Below are 16,105 nucleotides of genomic sequence, written 5' to 3' on the forward strand. Positions count from 1 at the left end.
CAGGTCCAGGGAGGAAGCATGGCGGAGAACGAGCCCGGACTAGACCCCTTGCCTGAAGACGCCCGGATCACCTCGCTCGATGCGCGGTTGAATCAGGCGAAGAAGGACGAGGCGATCCGGACCGGTCAGGCGCGCGACGAAGCGGGGGAAAAAAACTACCGCCTCGGCAATCGCGTGCTGGCTGAACTGATCGGTGGAATGGTCGGGGGGGCGGTGATCGGGGGAACCCTCGACTATCTGCTCGGCACCTCGCCTTGGCTTCTGCTCGTGCTGCTGACCCTCGGGATCGTCAGCGCGTTCAGGAATATCATCAGGATTTCGAACCGGCGTCCGGACTGAAAGTTTCGGGCGCCTTGGCATATCGGGGCGAAGCGACGTGGCGCAGGCAGGCAAGATCGATCCGATGCACCAGTTCGAGGTGCAGACGATCTTCAACATTCCGCTCGGCGATACCGTCCTGCCGTTCACCAATTCGGCATTGTGGATGATCGTTGCGGCGGTCGCGTTGTTCGTGTTCATGATCGGCGGCATGAAGCAGCAGCAGGTGCCAGGTCGCTGGCAGATGGCGGTCGAGGGCTTCACCGGCTTCATCGACAAGCTGCTCGCCGCGAATATCGGGCATGAGGGGCGCAAGTACCTTCCTTACGTCTTCTCGCTGTTCATGTTCATCCTGTTCGCGAACGTCGTCGGGCTGCTGCCCTTCGGCCTGATCGGGCTGCACCCGTTCACCGTCACCAGCCACTTCACCGTGACCGGCGTCCTCGCCATCGCCAGCTTCTCGATCGTGCTGATCGTCGGCCTGCTCAAGCACGGCCTGCGCTTCTTCAGCTTGTTCGCGCCGAAGGGCACGCCGATCCCGGTGCTGCTGCTGGTTGCGCCGATCGAGTTCGTGTCGTTCATGGTCCGCCCGTTCAGCCTCGCGCTACGACTGTTCGTCGCGATGACCGCGGGCCATATCCTGCTCAAGGTGCTGGCGGGCTTCATCATCAATTCGAGCGCCGCCGGTGCGGGTATCGGCGTGCTGGTCAGCGTGCCGAGCTTCGCGCTGATGGTCGGCGTGTCGGCCCTCGAAATGCTGGTCGCCGGCGTGCAGGCCTATGTCTTCGCGCTGCTGACCTCGCTCTACATCAACGATGCCGTGCATCTGCACGACCATCACTGATCCCAACCCAAACAAAGATTTTTCCAAGGGAGTTTTCGACATGGAAGCAGACGCCATCAAGTTCCTCGGCGCCGGTCTGGCCGCCATCGGTGCCGGCCTCGCGGCACTCGGCGTGGGCAACGTCTTCGCCGCTTTCCTGCAGGGCGCACTGCGCAACCCGTCGGCCGCTGCCAGCCAGCAGGGCAACATGTTCATCGGCTTCGCCGCCGCCGAACTTCTGGGCCTGCTGGCGTTCGTCGTCGCAGTGCTGCTGATCTTCGTCGCGTAACTGCGCGACGCCCGGCGCGGGGTTTGCCCGCGCCGGATCTCCGGCTCTTTACGGGCCGGTTTCGACCGGGTGATGGCACCCGGTCGACCAGACCAATACGGGACGTTTCATGCCGCAAATCGAGCAGCTCGCCGCGACCTGGGGGTCGCAGGTCTTCTGGCTGGTGCTGACCTTCGGCATCGTGTTTCTGGTCGTCGGCCTTGGCATGGTGCCCAAGGTGCAGGGCACGGTCGACAAGCGCGACCAGGGCATTGCCGCCGATCTGGCTGCCGCCGATCAGGCGCGCAGCGCAGCCGACGCGACCGAAGCGGCATGGCGTGCCCGCGAAAATGCCAGCCGTGAGGCTGCGCAGAAGCTGCTGGCCGAAGCGCGTGCCAAGGGCGCCGCCGCCGCCGCCGAACGGCTGGCTGCTGCCAATGCCGATGTGCAGGCACGCGTCGCCCAGGCCGAAGCCGATATCGCTTCCCAGCGCAGTGCGGCAATGGTGCAAGTCGAACAGGTCGCTGCCGAAGCGGCTCAGGCGATCGTCGCCCGCGTATCGGGCGTGCAGGTCAGCGAACAGGACGCGCAGGGCGCGGTAAAGGCGGTGCTGCATGGCTAATTCCGAAGCGGCTGCGCATGTCAGCCCGACGCTGAACGAAGCGATCCACGAGGAAGGTCTGCCCAAGACCGGCGCGGATGCGGTCGAGAGCGAGCATGGCAGCACCACCGCCGCCAACCACCCCGATCCGACGGCGTTGGGCCTCGACGGCACGGCATGGGTCAGCGCTGCGATGCTGCTGTTCTTGATCGTGCTGGTCGTGAAGGGCGTGCCGGCGGTAATCGGCCGCCTGCTCGACGGACAGATCGCGGTGATCCGCACCCGGCTGGACGAGGCGCGCAAGCTGCGCGCCGAGGCCGAGGCGTTGCGCGACGAATATACTGCGAAGATCGCCGGGATCGAGGCACAGGCGGCCGAGATGGTCGCCCATGCCGAAGCCGAGGCGCAGGGGCTGCTGGCCAAGGCCGAAGCCGATGCCGCCGACCTGACCCAGCGTCGGGCCAAGATGGCGACCGACAAGATCGCCGCTGCCGAGCGTGCCGCCATTGCCGAGGTCCGCGCGACCGCCGCCGATGCCGCCGCCAAGGCCGCGACCGCGCTGATTTCGACGCATCTGTCGGGCGAGGCCGATCGCGCGCTGATCGACCGGACGATTGCCGGTCTGGGTGGCAACCGGCTCAACTGATACCATATTCCTGAAGCGTTCGCGCCGCCCCGCCGATCCGGCGGGGCGGCGTTTCGCGTTCTGGCAGCGTCTCTTTCGGGTTTCCGGCGCATGCCGCCTTACCGAGCCCGCAAGAGGAGAAGCGCCATGGCATGGGCCATTTTGGCGGTTGCGGTCGTGTGTGAGATAGTCTGGGCGCTGAGCCTGAAATGGGCGGCGGGGCAGGGCACGCTGGCCGCCTCCGCCGTGCCGATCACATTGTCGTTCGTGAACATGGGTTTGCTAGCGCTGGCGATGCGCGGCATTCCGGCGGGAACGGCCTATGCGGTGTGGACCGGGCTGGGCGCGGTCGGGGTCATCATCGGTGGTGCCATGCTGTTCGGCGAACGGATCGCCCTGGTGCAGGCGGGGTTCATGGTGCTGATCGTCGTCGGTGTGGTCGGCACCAAGCTGTTCGCGCAGGGGTGAAGGCGGCCAGCGGAAGTTGACGAAGGTTGCACATTTGCAACCTTGTGACGGACGGGGCTTCGGCACTTTCAGGGAACGCACGTATCGTAGTCGGGCTACTGCCTGTAGGACAGTTCCGATATTTAGCCCTACTTTACAGTTGCTTGCTTAGGGTTCCGAACAGCCGGGCGGAACCGAGCGATCGACCAACTACCCGAGTTGCACGGCTGCGCGGCGCGTAGATGCGGCGAAGTTGACGACGAGGTGTCGAGAACGTGTCGAGGCAAAAGGGCGCGAGCCCAAGTTAACGCTAACAGAATCGTTGGACAAGCGCGGCGCTGCCCGGAATACTGCCCTGATAACAAAGGGAGAGGACCCGTCATGCAAGCAAAGAACCCCGCGCGGCTGCGCAGGTTGGCGACGATCATCGGCACGGCGTTGACCGTCACCATGTCGCCGGCACTGGCGCAGAGCGACAAGATGGAGCCGATCGCGATTCCCGCGCAGCCGGACGCCATCCCGCTCAAGACCGGCACGCTGCCCGACGCCAAGGCGCGCGAGGCGTGGCATCAGCAATATGGCAGCGTGTTCGCGCGCAACGTCACCGATGCGACGCTGACGCCGTTCCTGCCCGATCCGGCCAAGGCGACGGGCACGGCGGTGATCGTCGCGCCGGGTGGCGGGTTTCGCACGCTGTCGATGCAGAATGAGGGCTGGGACGTCGCGAAGGCGCTGGCGGCGCGGGGCGTGGCCGCGTTCGTGTTGAAATACCGGCTGAACCAGACGCCGGCCGACATGGCGGGGTTCGAGAAATCGATGACCGCGATGTTCTCCGCCACCGCGCAACGCCCGCCACGGCCCGCCCCGGCCGCCGCCGCGACCGCGCTGGCACCGCAGATCGCCGACGCCAATGCCGCCTTCGCACTGGTCCGCTCGCGCGCAAACGAGTGGAAGATCGATCCTAACCGGATCGGCATGATCGGTTTTTCGGCGGGTGCGATGCTGACCATGGCGACGACGCTGTCGTCGGATCAAGCGAAGCCGGCGTTCATTGGCGACATCTATGGTCCGCTGGCGGCATCGAGCGTGCCCACCGACGCCCCGCCGCTGTTCGTCGCGCTGGCGGCCGACGACCCGTTCTTTGCCAATGGCGGGTTCGGGCTGATCGAGTCGTGGAAGGCGGCAAAGCGGCCGGTCGAGTTCCACCTGTACGAACAGGGCGGCCACGGCTTCGGCATGTATCAGAAGACGACGACCAGCACCGGATGGTTCGATGCGTTCGCCAAATGGATGGAGATGCATGGCTGGATGAAGCGGTGATAGACGCCGGGGATCGGGGGTGCGACTGCCTCAATACGTGATGACAATAGTTAGAACCGTTCGTGCTGAGTAGGGGCTGAGCGAAGTCGAAGACCCGTATCGAAGCACCTGCCCCAAACGGTCCTTCGATACGCCATTTCGACAAGCTCAATGGCTACTCAGGACGAACGGGTCCGGTTGATGTGATCCGACCCTGCGTATCCCCGCTAAGGCGGGGATACCGGGCGGCATAGGCAAGCCTTTGATCTACTTGGCCCTGGGCCCCCGCCTGCGCGGGGGTACCGGGGTTGGCCAGTTCGTTCGTTCCGAACAGACGACGGCGCGGCCTGTTTGGGAAGCGCAGCATCCCTTCTTCACGCCTTAGCCGGGTGGAGGCCGAGTCCATTTGCGCAGGCGTATCGGCAAGATGCCGGCGTCACCCAACTTGGCCCCGGCCTTCGCCGGGGTACGACCGTGCCCGCTCGTCACGATTTCGTCTTGGCAACGAGCGTGCTGGCTCGTTTCGGGACAGGGCAACGTGTGTGGCGGCAGCCGACCGTGCCCGCTTGGCGATAGCCGGGCCGCGCGCTAAGTCCTTGCGTGGGCGACCAAGCCCATGGAGGGACTGCCGATGAAACTGCTCCTGACCGCCGCGCTGCTGACGATGCCGATCGCCGTTTCGGCACAGACCGTGCCCACGGCCGCGCCCGCCGCCGCGAAGCTGACCATCGACAGCAGCATCGAAACCATCGCCGCCAACCCCAGGGGCAAGGCGATCCTCGACGCGACCTTTCCCGGCATGCTCGCGCACGAATCCTATGCGATGTTCAAGGGGATGAGCCTGAAGCAGGTCCAACCCTATGCCAATGGCCGGATCACCGACGAACAGGTGGCGAAGGTCGCCGCCGAACTGGCGAAGATCGGCTGACATGGTGCGTGTCGGCCTGATCGGATTCGGCCTTGCCGGTGCGTCGTTCCACGCACCGTTGATCGCGACGGTCGAGGGGATGGAACTGGCGGCGATCGCCACGTCGCGACCGACCGACCGGTTTCCGGCGGCGACGCGCCATGCCGATCCGCAGGCGCTGATCGCCGACGACAGCATCGATCTGGTGGTCATCGCCACCCCGAACGACAGCCATGCGCCGCTGGCACAGGCGGCGCTGGCGGCGGGGCGGCATGTCGTGGTCGACAAGCCGCTGGCGATCGATGACGAGGATGCCGTCGCGCTGGTGCAATTGGCGCGCGGGGCGGGGCGGTTGCTGAGCGTGTTCCACAATCGCCGCTGGGACAGCGATTTCCTGACGGTCGAGCGGTTGCTGCGCGACGATGCGCTGGGCGAGGTGATGCTGGCCGAGTTCCGCTGGGACCGGTTCCGTCCGGCGATCAAGCCCGGCTGGCGCGAGGAAGGCGGCCCGGGCAGCGGGTTGCTCAACGATCTGGGGCCGCACATGATCGATCAGGCGATCCGCCTGTTCGGCATGCCCGATGCGGTGGCGGGCGACGTGACGCAGCAGCGCCCGGCCGCCGGGGTCGACGATTATTTCGAGATCGTGCTGCGCTATGGCGCGCGGCGGGTAACGATCGGGTCGGCGTCGCTGGTCGCCGCACCGCGACCGCGCTTCGCGCTGCACGGGACCAAAGGCAGCTTCGTCAAATACGGCATCGATCCGCAGGAGGCGGTGCTGCGCGCGGGCGGCATGCCCGGCGACAGCGGCTATGGCATCGAGCCAGAGGCGCAATGGGGCATGCTGACCGATGGGGAAGGCGCCGCCCGGCCGGTGCGGTCGGAGGCGGGCGACTGGCGCGGTTACTACCGTGCGATGCGCGACGCGATCCGGGGCGAGGGCGCGGTGCCGGTCGATCCGGTCGATGCGGTACGCGGGCTGCGAATCATCGCCGCGGCGCGGGCGGGATGAAAATACAGCCCGTTATCGGCTGTTAACGCCTGTCCGGTACATATCGTCGGGCATGTTCGATCATCCCGACCTGGCGACGCTGCGCCAATGCAGCATCCTGTGCAGCGCCGCCTATACCGTGGTGTTCTTCTTCATGGCCGGGCGGCGGGCATGGTATATGTATTGGGGATGGGGCGCGTGCAGCTATTGCGCGTCGCTAATCCTCGCCGCGCTGGTCGGCGAACCATTTCCCGTCTGGACGCAAATGGTGACGGACGGGGTCATGGCGTTCTCGATGGCGCTGGTACTGGCCGGCGTCCGGCGGTTCGACGGGGTCCGCGGTTTCGTGCCATGGATATGGGGCGTGGTCGCGGCCACCGCGATCGTGCCGAGTGCGGCGGTGGCCGCGTTGGGGCGGGGACCCGCTGCGTCGGCCTGCTGGTCGTTGACGATGGCCTGCTGCTCCTTCGTCCTCGCCGTGCCGCTGCTGCTCGGCCGCACGAACGACGGTACCACCCGACCGCGCCGCATCGCCGGCTGCCTGCTGATGCTGTATGTCCCGGTCTATCTGATCGTCGCGGGCTGCCAGCTGTTCGCGCCGCAGGCGGCGGCGACGCTGGAGGGGGTGCCGTTCCTTGCCGATCAGCTGCTGTTCGGCGCTGCCAATCTTGCGCTGCTCTGGATACCCGCGTCGCATTCGGAGCATCGGTTGCGGCAGATGGCGCTGCGCGATCCGCTGACCGGGGTGTGGAACCGCGCGGCGCTGGCGGCGAGCGAGGCCGAGCTGCTGGTGCCCGGACGGGTGGCTCTGCTGATCGATGTCGATCGGTTCAAGGCGATCAACGACCGCTATGGCCATGGCGTGGGCGACCGGGTCCTGGTGGCGATCGCCACCGCCCTGCAGCTTAGTGTCGGCGGCGATTTCGTCGCGCGGCTGGGCGGGGACGAATTTCTCGTCATCGCCTGCGCCGACGATCCCGCGACGATCATCGACCGGATACGCGGCCACGCCGGTGGCGACGAGGCGGGGTTGCCGGCATGGACGGTCAGCATCGGTGCGGCGCGGATCGAAGCCGGCGACCGGTCGATCGACGACGTCATCCAGCGTGCCGACCAGTTGATGTACCGCGCCAAGGATCGGGGCCGCACGCCGGTTGCCGCATGACGCTGGCGTTCGTGCGCCGCACTTCCTAAATCGGCGGCGATGTCGGAAACACCCAACGCGCCCAATCGCTTCAACGAGGACAAGGCCAGCTTCACCGTGCGCGGATCGGACGCGCCGGATATCGATGCCGGGATCGCCGCGATCCGTAACGTGTTGGCGACGCTGCCGGTGCGGCCGGGCGTGTACCGGATGCAGGATGCGCGCGGCGAGGTACTGTATGTGGGCAAGGCACGGGCGCTCAAGAACCGCGTGGCGAACTACACGCAGGTGTCGCGCCTGACCAAGCGGTTGCAGCGGATGGTCGCGCAGACGCGGTCGATGACGATCGTCACGACCAATAACGAGGCGGAGGCGCTGCTGCTCGAAGCGCAACTGATCAAGCGCTATCGCCCGCCCTATAATGTGCTGCTGCGCGACGATAAATCGTTTCCGTTTATCCTGTTGCGGGCGGATCATGACTTTCCGCGCATCCAGAAGCATCGCGGCGCGCGGCGGGCCAAGGGCAATTATTACGGACCGTTCGCGTCCGCCGGGTCGGTGACGCAGACGCTGAACGCGTTGCAGAAGCTGTTCCTGTTGCGATCGTGCACCGACGGCTTCTTCAAGACGCGCGACCGGCCGTGCCTGCTGTATCAGATCAAGCGCTGTTCGGCGCCGTGCGTCGGGCGGATCGATCAGGCGGCCTATGCTGAACTGATCTCCGATGCGAAGGACTTTCTCGCCGGCAAGTCGACCAAGGTACAGGCAAAGCTGGGCGTGCAGATGCAGGCGGCGGCCGAGGCGATGGACTTCGAACTGGCCGCCGTGCTGCGCGACCGGTTGAAGGCGCTGACGTTCATCCAGGGGTCACAGGCGATCAATGCGGACGGGGTCGGCGATGCCGACGTGTTCGCGATGGCGTGTCTGGAGGGGGTGATCGGCATCCAGGCCTTCTTCATCCGCGGCGGGCAGAATTGGGGGCATCGCAGCTTCTTCCCGGCGCATACCAACGACGTGCCCGAGGATGAGGTGCTGTCGGCCTTCCTGATGCAATTCTATGAAGAAGTGCCGCCGCCCCGCAACGTGTTCGTCGACCGCGAACTGGCGGAGGGCGAGGTGCTGGCCGAGGCGATGGCCGAGCGCGCGGGGTTCAAGGTCGCGCTGTCGGTGCCGCAACGCGGCGTGCGGCGGCGGCTGCTCGATCAGGCGAAGCGCAATGCCGAGGAGGCGCTGCAACGGCGCAACGCGGAGTCGACGACGCAGGCGCGGCTGTTGCGCGAGGTCGCCGAACTGTTCGAACTGGAAGGGCCGCCCGACCGGATCGAGGTCTATGACAACAGCCATATCCAGGGGACCAACGCGCTGGGGGCGATGGTCGTCGCCGGGCCGGAGGGGTTCCGCAAGGGACAGTATCGCAAGTTCAACATCAAGCAGGCGCAGACCAATGACGACTTCGCGATGATGAAGGAGGTGCTGACCCGCCGCTTCGCCCGCGCGCAGGAGGAGAATCCGGATCGCGAGACCGACCGCGACGGCAATGGCTGGCCCGACCTGGTGCTGATCGACGGCGGCAAGGGGCAGCTGAGTGCGGCGAAGGCGGTGCTGGAGGATCTGGGCATCGAGGACGTCTGCATGGTCGGCGTGGCGAAGGGACCGCATCATGGCCGCGACGGGCGCGAGGTGTTCCACCTGATGGACGGGCGCGAGCTGACGTTGCCGGTCAATTCGCCGGTGCTGTTCTATCTCCAGCGGCTGCGCGACGAGGTGCACCGTTTCGTGATCGGCGCGCATCGCGACAAGCGGTCGAAAGCGATCGGGGCCAGTCCGCTCGACGAGGTGCCGGGCATCGGGCCGGCGCGCAAGAAGGCGCTGTTGATGCATTTCGGCACGGCGCGGGCGGTGCGCAACGCCAGCCTCGCCGATCTGCAGAAAGCGCCGGGGGTGAGCAAGGCGATGGCGCAGGGGGTGTATGACTATTTCCACGCCCGCTGAGCCGGTCGCGATCGACGCCGCGCTGTTGGCGCGCGCAAGGGCGGCGGGGGTGGATGTGGCGGCGACCTGTCATGCCGCGCTGGTGCGCGCGATCGACGAAGCGGCCTTGGCGGCGCAGCGGGCGGAAAGCGCGGCGGCGATCGCCGAATGGAATGACTGGGCGGGGTCGCCGCCGACCGGCTAGTGGGACGTGCTACGCCATGGCGCGTTGCAGGAAGCTGCGGATCGCCAGCCAGCGCTGTGCTTCGCCCCGGTCGCCGCGGCATAGTGCGCCGGCGGTCCGGGCGGCGGCGACCTGCAACGCGTTGCGGCCGTGCTGCGCGACGAGGAAGATCGCGTCGGTCCGGTCGATATCGTCGCTCATTATGCCTCCGATATGGTTTAAATTCGGCCGCGTAACGGCTTGGCCGGTGATCCTGTTCCGGGGGAATTTTCAAAGAAAGCGATCGAATTGCGTGGCTTGCATGGTACGCACAGGCAATATCGGCGCCGAACCGCGGAGAATGATGGTTAACGCATGCTTGGTCCCTAGCGTACTAAAGTTGCCGAACGTGCGCGATCGCTTCACCGCTTCTTTACGCGAAACGGGCAGGACAGCAGCATGACGACCCCCGTCTTCCTGACGATCGATACCGAATTGATGTGGCGGCACCACGCCGCCGACCTGCCGGCCGATCAGGTCGTGCAGCGCTCGCTCGAACCTGCCGGGGTCGGCGTGACGTGGCAGCTCGAACGGCTGCGCGCCTATGGGTTGAAAGCATGTTTCTTCGTCGATCCGCTGCCGGCGCGGCTGTACGGCATGGCCGCGATCGCGCCGACCGTGGGGGCGATATTGGCGGCGGAGCAGGAGGTGCAGCTGCATCTCCACCCCAATTGGACGCGCGCGGCGCTGGACGATCGCGGCCAAGCGCATGTGTTCGAACTGGTCGACCTGTCGCGGCAGGAGCAGCAGGATCTGCTAGGTGAGGCCCGCGACTTGTTGCGGGCGGCGGGGGCGCCCGATCCGGTCGCGTTTCGTGCCGGGAGCTATAGCGCCAACGACGTGACCCTCGATGCACTGGCGGCACTCGGCTTTGCCTATGACAGCAGCCATAATGGTGCGCACCATCCATGGCCGAGCATGATCGCGCTGTCCCCCGACGTGATCGCGCCGGTCGCGCATCGCGGGCTGATGGAGGTGCCGGTGACGACGATCGCGATGCCGGGCGGCGGGCGGCGGCATTTCCAGATTTGCGCGCTGTCGGCCGCCGAGATGCGCGCGGCACTGGCCCATGCCGCGGCGCAGAACCATGCGGCGGTGACGATCGTCAGCCATGGCTTCGAACTCGCCAACCGGAGCGGTACGCGCGCTAATGGGGTGCATGTCCGGCGGTTCGAAGCATTGTGCCGCACGCTTGCGGCACATGCCGATCGCCTGCCGACGACGCATTTCCGCGACCGCCCCGCGCTGCGGCTGGGGCAGGACGACCGACCATTGCCGGCCAGTGCGCTCCGGACCCGGTGGCGACAGGTCGAGCAGCTCTGGTCGAACCTGATCGAGGAACGCGCGGCGTGACGCAGGTCCAGCCCTGGCCGATCAAGTTCCAGATCGGCGCGCGGACGCTGTTCTCGGTGCGGCGGCGGCTGGCGCGCGTGCCGATGGAGTTGCGCGACGTGCTGGCGGCGGAAGTGCCGGTCCTGCCGCCCTTGCCCAAAGGGGCGGATGGCTGGTCGGTGACGTCGCTACCTGAGCCGCTGATGCCGGCCGTCGTGGCGGAGGCTGCGATCGTGTTCGTGCGGCAGCGCTATACGCGCTATCACACCGACCTGACGATCGGGTTCGATGCGTGGTTCGCGGGCTTGTCGGGCAATGCGCGGTCCTCGCTCAAGCGCAAGCGCAAGAAGCTGGCCGAGGTGAATGAAGGGTCGCTCGACGTCCGCACCTATCGCACCGCGCACGAACTGGCCGAGTTTCATGGTCTTGCGCGGCGGGTGGCGGAACGGACCTATCAGGAAAAGCTGCTCGGTGCGGGACTGCCGGCCGACGTACCGTTCCGCGCGGTGATGCAGGGCAAGGGCGCGCGTGGTGAGGCGTTCGGTTGGCTGCTGTTCGTCGGCGGGTCGCCGATCGCCTATCTCTACTGCCCGATGACCGACGGCGATGTGCGGTACGACTATGTCGGGCATGATCCGAGCTGGAGCGAATGGTCGCCGGGCAGCGTGCTGCACATGGAAGCCTTCCGCGTGCTGTTCGCCGACCCGGGTGCGCTGCGGTTTGATTTCACTGAGGGCGAGGGGCAGCATAAGCGGCAATTCGCTACGGGCGGGACGGCGTGTGCTGACCTACTGTTGTTGCGCGATAGCCGGAGCAATCGGGCGGTGGTGAAGGCATTGCAGGCGTTTGACGGGGTGGTGGAGCGGGTGAAGCGTGCGCGGGATTGGCCGGTGTTTGGGAGGCTGGTGACGCGGGTACGGCGGGGCTAGTGCTGGTTGTAACGTCGCCGACCTATGCTATGTTCATAGGCATGACGAAACTGCAGGAGCGCTGAATTGGCATATCGCTCCGTAGAGATTGCGAACGAGTTCCTGTCGCAGCCCGGTGCAGCGTCACAGCTCACGCAGATGCAACTTCAGAAGTTGACGTATCTGGCAAATGGCTGGAACTGGGCAATCAACGGCGAGCGGCTGGTAGCTGATCCGGTCGAGGCGTGGGATTACGGTCCGGTGTATCGCGACCTGTACGATCATACCAAATACTTCGGCCGGCAGCCGCTGCGTCGGTTGATAAGCAGCGACGATGGCGAGGCGGCGTGCTTCTTTGGAGCGAAGGATGGTAGGGGAGAACCGTACCGCGCTTCGCTGAACGATCGCGAGAAGGCGGTGATCGCGCAGGTTTGGAAGCGGTACGGCAACATGTCCGGCGCGCAATTGTCGGCAATCACCCATATGCGCGACACGCCATGGTTCACGACCTATACGACCCAAGGCAAGAGCGCGGAGATCGATCAGGCGATCATTCATCGTCATTACGACCTGCTTGCCGACCGTGCCCAGCAAAACGCAGCGTGACCCGGAACTGATATCGGACGCTCCGCTGGAGTTGCCGGACAGTACGTCAGATTCGGGCGATCGCGTATATTACAAGATGGCAATCGCTGCCGTATCCGAGCTGGAAGAAGTACGCGCCGAGCTCGATCGGGTGAAGGCCAAGCGAACGATCGATGAAGTCCGAGCCGGCATGCTGGAGGGTTATTCGAACCGCGTATTCTGGTTCGTTGCGGTGTATTGCGTTGCCGTCGGCGCGATGTTGCTGTTGGCCGGTTGGAAGCAAAAGACCGGCTTCGCGCTGTCGGAAACGATCCTCGGCATTATTGCCGGTAGCACAGCCGTGTCCGTCATCGGTTTGATCGGCATGGTCATCAGCGGCCTGTTCGGCGGAATACGCGCGGCGGCGGACAAGGCGTCGGGCAACTAGCGCGCCCGCTCATCCATGCACCTCAACACCACCGCCATCCTGCTTTCGGCCCGCCCCCATGGCGAGCATGGCGCGGTGGTGCGGGCGCTCACTGCCGAGGCCGGGGTGCAACCCGGATACGTCCGCGGCGGGCGGAGCCGGGCGATCCGGCCGGTGCTGCAGCCGGGCAATATCGTACGTGGCGATTGGCGGGCGCGGAGCGATACGCAGTTGGCGGCGCTTGGCGTCGAACTGGTCGAGAGTCGGGCACCACTGTTCGCCGAACCGGTGCCGGCGGCGGCGATCGACTGGATGTGCGGGCTGACCGCCTATGCGCTGCCCGAGGCGCAACCCTATCCGCGCATCCATGCGGCGCTCGACGGCCTGTTCGCGGCGATCGCGGCAGCACCGGCGGCGCGGGCGTGGATCGGGGCGCTGGTGCGGACCGAATTGCTGATCCTGTCCGAACTGGGCTTCGGGCTGGCGCTCGACGAATGCGTCGCCACGGGGGCGCGCGACGATCTGACCCATGTCAGCCCGAGAAGCGGCGGCGCGGTGTCACGTGGAGCGGCGACGGGACTGGAGCATCGGTTGCTGGCGCTGCCCGCCTTTCTGGCGGAGGGCGGCCCGGCGAGCTGGGAGGCGGCGTTCGACGGCCTCGCGCTCTCGGGGCATTTCCTGTCGCGCGACCTGCTGGGCGGGCGGGGGCAGGACGTGCTGGCGGCCCGCGAACGGTTGATCGAGCGATTGAAAAGGACGGTTGCGTGACCCGCCCGGCTTGGGGCAGGGGCTTTTGCCGGTGAAACGCGCAATCTTCGTGCGCGAAACAGGAATGACGCAATGGCCTTGATCGCGATACTGCCCGGCGACGGGATCGGACCGGAAGTGGTGGCGGCAGCGCGCCGGGTGCTCGATGCGCTGGGTCTCGACCTGATATTCGAGGAAGCGCCGGTCGGTGGCGCGGCGTACCGCGCGCACGGCCATCCGCTGCCGCCCGCGACGCTCGATCTGGCGAAGCGGGCCGATGCGGTGCTGTTCGGTGCGGTCGGCGATCCCGAATTCGACAACGTCGCGCGCGAGCATCGCCCGGAACAGGCGATCCTGGGCCTGCGCAAGGCATTGGGGCTGTTCGCCAATCTGCGCCCGGCCAAGCTGTTCGCCGGGCTGGAGGACGCCTCCGCGCTTCGCCCCGAAGTCGCCGCCGCGATCGACATGGTGATCGTGCGCGAACTGACCGGCGACGTCTATTTCGGCGAGAAAGGGCGGGGCACGACCGCCGAGGGGCTGCGCGAAGGCCATGACCTGATGCGCTACGACGAGGCCGAAGTGGCGCGCATCGCCCGTGTCGCGTTCGAGACCGCACGGACCCGCAACCACCGGCTGTGCTCGGTCGACAAGGCGAATGTCCTCGAAACCTCGCAGCTGTGGCGCGACGTGGTGATCGAAGTGTCGACCGACTATCCCGACGTCGCGCTGACCCATATGTATGTCGACAATGCCGCGATGCAGCTGGTGCGCAATCCGGGCCAGTTCGACGTGATCGTCACGGGCAACCTGTTCGGCGATATCCTGTCGGATCAGGCTAGCATGTGTGCCGGTTCGATCGGCATGCTGCCTTCCGCCGCGATCAATCAGGAAAAGAAGGGGCTGTACGAGCCGATCCACGGTTCGGCACCCGATATCGCCGGGCAGGGCAAGGCCAATCCGCTGGCAACGATCCTGTCGGCGGCGATGATGCTGCGCCATTCGCTGGGCTTGCCGCAAGCTGCCGACCGGATCGAGGCGGCGGTGACCGCGGCGCTGGTCGCCGGGCATCGGACGCCCGATCTGGGCGGGACGGCGACGACCGAGGATATGACGAACGCGGTGTTGGCCGCATTGTGATCCTTACGCGCTATCGTATCCCCGCGCAGGCGGGGATTCAGGGTAACGAACAGCGTCGCCCGTGGCTCTGGACCCCCGCCTGCGCGGGGGTACGGTAAGGGGGATATGACCCCGCTCGACCTTGCGATTGTCGTGCCCGTGTTCAACGAACGCGGCAACGTCCCCTTGCTCGTCGCCGCGCTCGACGCCGCGCTCGCCGGCATTGCGTGGGAGGCGATCTTCGTCGACGACGACAGCCCCGATGGCACCGCCGACGTGGTACGCGACATCGCGCGTAGCGATCCGCGTATCCGTGTGATCCAGCGCATCGGCCGGCGCGGACTTTCCACCGCCTGTGTCGAGGGGATGTGCGCCACCGCCGCGCCGCTGGTCGCGGTGATCGATGGCGATCTGCAGCATGACGAGACGCTGTTGCCGCGCATGGCGGCGGCGCTCAAGGCCGATCCGGCGCTCGATCTGGTGGTCGGCTCGCGTTTCGTCGCGGGCGGCGGGACCGGGGCATGGGATGCCGATCGCGTCGCCAAGTCGGCGCTCGCCACGCGCCTGTCGCGGCGGGTGCTGAAGGCCGACCTGTCCGATCCGATGAGCGGGTTCTTCATGATCCGCAGCGCGGTGGTGCGCCGCGTTGCGCCGCGCCTGTCGGGGATCGGGTTCAAGATATTGCTCGACATCCTGACCGCCGCGCCCGAGCCGCTGCGGTTCGCCGAACTCCCCTATGTATTTCGCACGCGAGCTGTCGGGGAAAGCAAGCTCGACCATGTCGTCGCGCTCGAATATCTGATCGCGCTGTACGACCGGATGTTCGGACGGGTGGTGCCGGTGCGCTTCGTGATGTTCTCGGCGATCGGCGCGGCGGGGGCGATCGTGCATCTGGCGGCGCTGGGGCTGCTGCTGGAGTTGGGCAGCGGGTTCGTGGCCGCGACGATCGTGGCGACGATGGTGGCGATGACGTTCAACTTCTTCCTGAACAATCACCTGACCTATCGCGACCGACGGCTGCGGGGCACGAAGGCGTTGCTCGACGGCTGGGTGTCCTTCTGTGCGGTGTGTTCGGTGGGGGCGGTGGCCAATGTCGGACTGGCGGCGTTCCTGTACGATGTACGGGGGGGGGCGTGGGCGCTGCCGGCGCTGGCGGGGATCGCGGTCGGGGCAGTGTGGAATTTCGCGCTGTCGTCGCGCTTTACCTGGGGGCGGTACGGGCGGCGTCGTGCGGCGTAAGGGTTTCACGCGAAGGCGCTAAGAGATTAGGATGTTCGCGCAAAGGCGCAAAGTGCGCAAAGAGGTTGCGTTTGCCGCGATAGCGGCTTCCGACCGTTATGGGGTAAGAGATGGCGATCTTCCGATCGCAACCCCTTGGCGTCCTTTGCGCCTTC

The 16,105-nt window shown here is 66.4% G+C and carries 20 protein-coding genes; 19 read left to right on the forward strand and 1 reads right to left on the reverse strand.

Annotation, left to right across the window (positions count from 1 at the left end; all coding sequences use genetic code 11):
* Window positions 1-18: 18 nt before the first annotated feature.
* The 12 genes from AAIO73_RS04840 to AAIO73_RS04895 all read left to right on the forward strand — a co-directional run bounded on the left by AAIO73_RS04840 (window position 19) and on the right by AAIO73_RS04895 (window position 9,599).
* A complete protein-coding gene (locus AAIO73_RS04840; protein ID WP_242116122.1) occupies window positions 19-339 on the forward strand; it encodes an AtpZ/AtpI family protein in 321 nt (106 codons plus the stop codon).
* Between the two features lie 37 nt (window positions 340-376).
* The gene (locus AAIO73_RS04845) at window positions 377-1,162 is read left to right on the forward strand and encodes a F0F1 ATP synthase subunit A (RefSeq protein ID WP_345876626.1); all 786 of its coding nucleotides are present in this window, start codon (window positions 377-379) and stop codon (window positions 1,160-1,162) included.
* 40 nt (window positions 1,163-1,202) lie between these two features.
* Window positions 1,203-1,430, forward strand: coding sequence for a F0F1 ATP synthase subunit C (locus AAIO73_RS04850; RefSeq protein ID WP_055998526.1), 228 nt, complete (start codon window positions 1,203-1,205; stop codon window positions 1,428-1,430).
* 109 nt (window positions 1,431-1,539) lie between these two features.
* Complete coding sequence (locus tag AAIO73_RS04855; RefSeq protein ID WP_345876627.1) at window positions 1,540-2,031, forward strand: F0F1 ATP synthase subunit B family protein; 492 nt, start codon at window positions 1,540-1,542, stop codon at window positions 2,029-2,031.
* On the forward strand, window positions 2,024-2,656 hold the full coding sequence (locus tag AAIO73_RS04860) for a F0F1 ATP synthase subunit B family protein (RefSeq protein ID WP_345876628.1): 633 nt from the start codon (window positions 2,024-2,026) through the stop codon (window positions 2,654-2,656). Before AAIO73_RS04855 ends, AAIO73_RS04860 begins: the two co-directional genes overlap by 8 nt.
* Window positions 2,657-2,782: 126 nt before the next feature.
* Window positions 2,783-3,103: a DMT family transporter gene (locus AAIO73_RS04865; protein ID WP_345876629.1), complete on the forward strand. Its 321-nt coding sequence runs from the start codon at window positions 2,783-2,785 to the stop codon at window positions 3,101-3,103.
* Between the two features lie 429 nt (window positions 3,104-3,532).
* Complete coding sequence (locus AAIO73_RS04870; protein ID WP_345876900.1) at window positions 3,533-4,402, forward strand: alpha/beta hydrolase; 870 nt, start codon at window positions 3,533-3,535, stop codon at window positions 4,400-4,402.
* Between the two features lie 610 nt (window positions 4,403-5,012).
* Window positions 5,013-5,309 (forward strand): hypothetical protein, encoded by a 297-nt coding sequence (locus AAIO73_RS04875; protein WP_345876630.1) that lies wholly within the window; start codon window positions 5,013-5,015, stop codon window positions 5,307-5,309.
* Window position 5,310: 1 nt separating this feature from the next.
* Window positions 5,311-6,300, forward strand: a complete 990-nt coding sequence (locus AAIO73_RS04880; RefSeq protein WP_345876631.1) for an oxidoreductase — start codon at window positions 5,311-5,313, stop codon at window positions 6,298-6,300.
* A gap of 52 nt (window positions 6,301-6,352) precedes the next feature.
* On the forward strand, window positions 6,353-7,444 hold the full coding sequence (locus AAIO73_RS04885) for a GGDEF domain-containing protein (protein WP_345876632.1): 1,092 nt from the start codon (window positions 6,353-6,355) through the stop codon (window positions 7,442-7,444).
* Window positions 7,445-7,483: 39 nt separating this feature from the next.
* Complete coding sequence (uvrC, locus tag AAIO73_RS04890; RefSeq protein ID WP_242116130.1) at window positions 7,484-9,415, forward strand: excinuclease ABC subunit UvrC; 1,932 nt, start codon at window positions 7,484-7,486, stop codon at window positions 9,413-9,415.
* The gene (locus AAIO73_RS04895; RefSeq protein ID WP_345876633.1) at window positions 9,393-9,599 is read left to right on the forward strand and encodes a type II toxin-antitoxin system CcdA family antitoxin; all 207 of its coding nucleotides are present in this window, start codon (window positions 9,393-9,395) and stop codon (window positions 9,597-9,599) included. The genes uvrC and AAIO73_RS04895 overlap by 23 nt, the downstream gene beginning before the upstream one ends.
* A gap of 9 nt (window positions 9,600-9,608) precedes the next feature.
* Here AAIO73_RS04895 and AAIO73_RS04900 read toward each other — a convergent pair whose 3' ends face one another.
* The gene (locus tag AAIO73_RS04900) at window positions 9,609-9,779 is read right to left on the reverse strand and encodes a hypothetical protein (protein ID WP_345876634.1); all 171 of its coding nucleotides are present in this window, start codon (window positions 9,777-9,779) and stop codon (window positions 9,609-9,611) included.
* A 237-nt stretch (window positions 9,780-10,016) separates the two neighbouring features.
* Between AAIO73_RS04900 and AAIO73_RS04905 the strand changes: the two genes are divergently transcribed.
* The 7 genes from AAIO73_RS04905 to AAIO73_RS04935 all read left to right on the forward strand — a co-directional run bounded on the left by AAIO73_RS04905 (window position 10,017) and on the right by AAIO73_RS04935 (window position 15,950).
* Window positions 10,017-10,970 carry a polysaccharide deacetylase family protein gene (locus tag AAIO73_RS04905; protein ID WP_345876635.1) on the forward strand — a complete coding sequence of 318 codons (954 nt, stop codon included), beginning with the start codon at window positions 10,017-10,019 and terminating at the stop codon, window positions 10,968-10,970.
* On the forward strand, window positions 10,967-11,878 hold the full coding sequence (locus tag AAIO73_RS04910; RefSeq protein WP_345876636.1) for a GNAT family N-acetyltransferase: 912 nt from the start codon (window positions 10,967-10,969) through the stop codon (window positions 11,876-11,878). Before AAIO73_RS04905 ends, AAIO73_RS04910 begins: the two co-directional genes overlap by 4 nt.
* Before the next feature lie 66 nt (window positions 11,879-11,944).
* Window positions 11,945-12,463: a Panacea domain-containing protein gene (locus AAIO73_RS04915; protein ID WP_345876637.1), complete on the forward strand. Its 519-nt coding sequence runs from the start codon at window positions 11,945-11,947 to the stop codon at window positions 12,461-12,463.
* Complete coding sequence (locus AAIO73_RS04920; RefSeq protein WP_345876638.1) at window positions 12,432-12,869, forward strand: hypothetical protein; 438 nt, start codon at window positions 12,432-12,434, stop codon at window positions 12,867-12,869. The genes AAIO73_RS04915 and AAIO73_RS04920 overlap by 32 nt, the downstream gene beginning before the upstream one ends.
* A 15-nt stretch (window positions 12,870-12,884) precedes the next feature.
* The gene (gene recO / locus AAIO73_RS04925) at window positions 12,885-13,616 is read left to right on the forward strand and encodes a DNA repair protein RecO (RefSeq protein WP_345876639.1); all 732 of its coding nucleotides are present in this window, start codon (window positions 12,885-12,887) and stop codon (window positions 13,614-13,616) included.
* Between the two features lie 72 nt (window positions 13,617-13,688).
* A complete protein-coding gene (gene leuB, locus AAIO73_RS04930) occupies window positions 13,689-14,732 on the forward strand; it encodes a 3-isopropylmalate dehydrogenase (protein ID WP_345876640.1) in 1,044 nt (347 codons plus the stop codon).
* 105 nt (window positions 14,733-14,837) lie between these two features.
* Entirely contained in the window at window positions 14,838-15,950 is a 1,113-nt protein-coding gene (locus AAIO73_RS04935; RefSeq protein ID WP_345876641.1) for a glycosyltransferase family 2 protein, read from the forward strand.
* The last annotated feature ends 155 nt before the right edge of the window (window positions 15,951-16,105 follow it).

The organism is Sphingomonas epibiotica, from assembly GCF_039615155.1.
In the GTDB taxonomy this organism is placed as follows: domain Bacteria; phylum Pseudomonadota; class Alphaproteobacteria; order Sphingomonadales; family Sphingomonadaceae; genus Sphingomonas.

What these genes read in the sequence shown, in the direction of transcription:
- AAIO73_RS04900 (WP_345876634.1), bottom strand. Translation starts at nt 9,779, where the DNA reads ATGAGCGACGATATCGACCGGACCGACGCGATCTTCCTCGTCGCGCAG.
- recO (WP_345876639.1), top strand. Translation starts at nt 12,885, where the DNA reads ATGCACCTCAACACCACCGCCATCCTGCTTTCGGCCCGCCCCCATGGC.
- leuB (WP_345876640.1), top strand. Translation starts at nt 13,689, where the DNA reads ATGGCCTTGATCGCGATACTGCCCGGCGACGGGATCGGACCGGAAGTG.
- AAIO73_RS04875 (WP_345876630.1), top strand. Translation starts at nt 5,013, where the DNA reads ATGAAACTGCTCCTGACCGCCGCGCTGCTGACGATGCCGATCGCCGTT.
- AAIO73_RS04840 (WP_242116122.1), top strand. Translation starts at nt 19, where the DNA reads ATGGCGGAGAACGAGCCCGGACTAGACCCCTTGCCTGAAGACGCCCGG.
- AAIO73_RS04895 (WP_345876633.1), top strand. Translation starts at nt 9,393, where the DNA reads ATGACTATTTCCACGCCCGCTGAGCCGGTCGCGATCGACGCCGCGCTG.
- AAIO73_RS04885 (WP_345876632.1), top strand. Translation starts at nt 6,353, where the DNA reads ATGTTCGATCATCCCGACCTGGCGACGCTGCGCCAATGCAGCATCCTG.
- AAIO73_RS04880 (WP_345876631.1), top strand. Translation starts at nt 5,311, where the DNA reads ATGGTGCGTGTCGGCCTGATCGGATTCGGCCTTGCCGGTGCGTCGTTC.
- uvrC (WP_242116130.1), top strand. Translation starts at nt 7,484, where the DNA reads ATGTCGGAAACACCCAACGCGCCCAATCGCTTCAACGAGGACAAGGCC.
- AAIO73_RS04905 (WP_345876635.1), top strand. Translation starts at nt 10,017, where the DNA reads ATGACGACCCCCGTCTTCCTGACGATCGATACCGAATTGATGTGGCGG.
- AAIO73_RS04870 (WP_345876900.1), top strand. Translation starts at nt 3,533, where the DNA reads ATGTCGCCGGCACTGGCGCAGAGCGACAAGATGGAGCCGATCGCGATT.
- AAIO73_RS04935 (WP_345876641.1), top strand. Translation starts at nt 14,838, where the DNA reads ATGACCCCGCTCGACCTTGCGATTGTCGTGCCCGTGTTCAACGAACGC.
- AAIO73_RS04860 (WP_345876628.1), top strand. Translation starts at nt 2,024, where the DNA reads ATGGCTAATTCCGAAGCGGCTGCGCATGTCAGCCCGACGCTGAACGAA.
- AAIO73_RS04865 (WP_345876629.1), top strand. Translation starts at nt 2,783, where the DNA reads ATGGCATGGGCCATTTTGGCGGTTGCGGTCGTGTGTGAGATAGTCTGG.
- AAIO73_RS04855 (WP_345876627.1), top strand. Translation starts at nt 1,540, where the DNA reads ATGCCGCAAATCGAGCAGCTCGCCGCGACCTGGGGGTCGCAGGTCTTC.
- AAIO73_RS04850 (WP_055998526.1), top strand. Translation starts at nt 1,203, where the DNA reads ATGGAAGCAGACGCCATCAAGTTCCTCGGCGCCGGTCTGGCCGCCATC.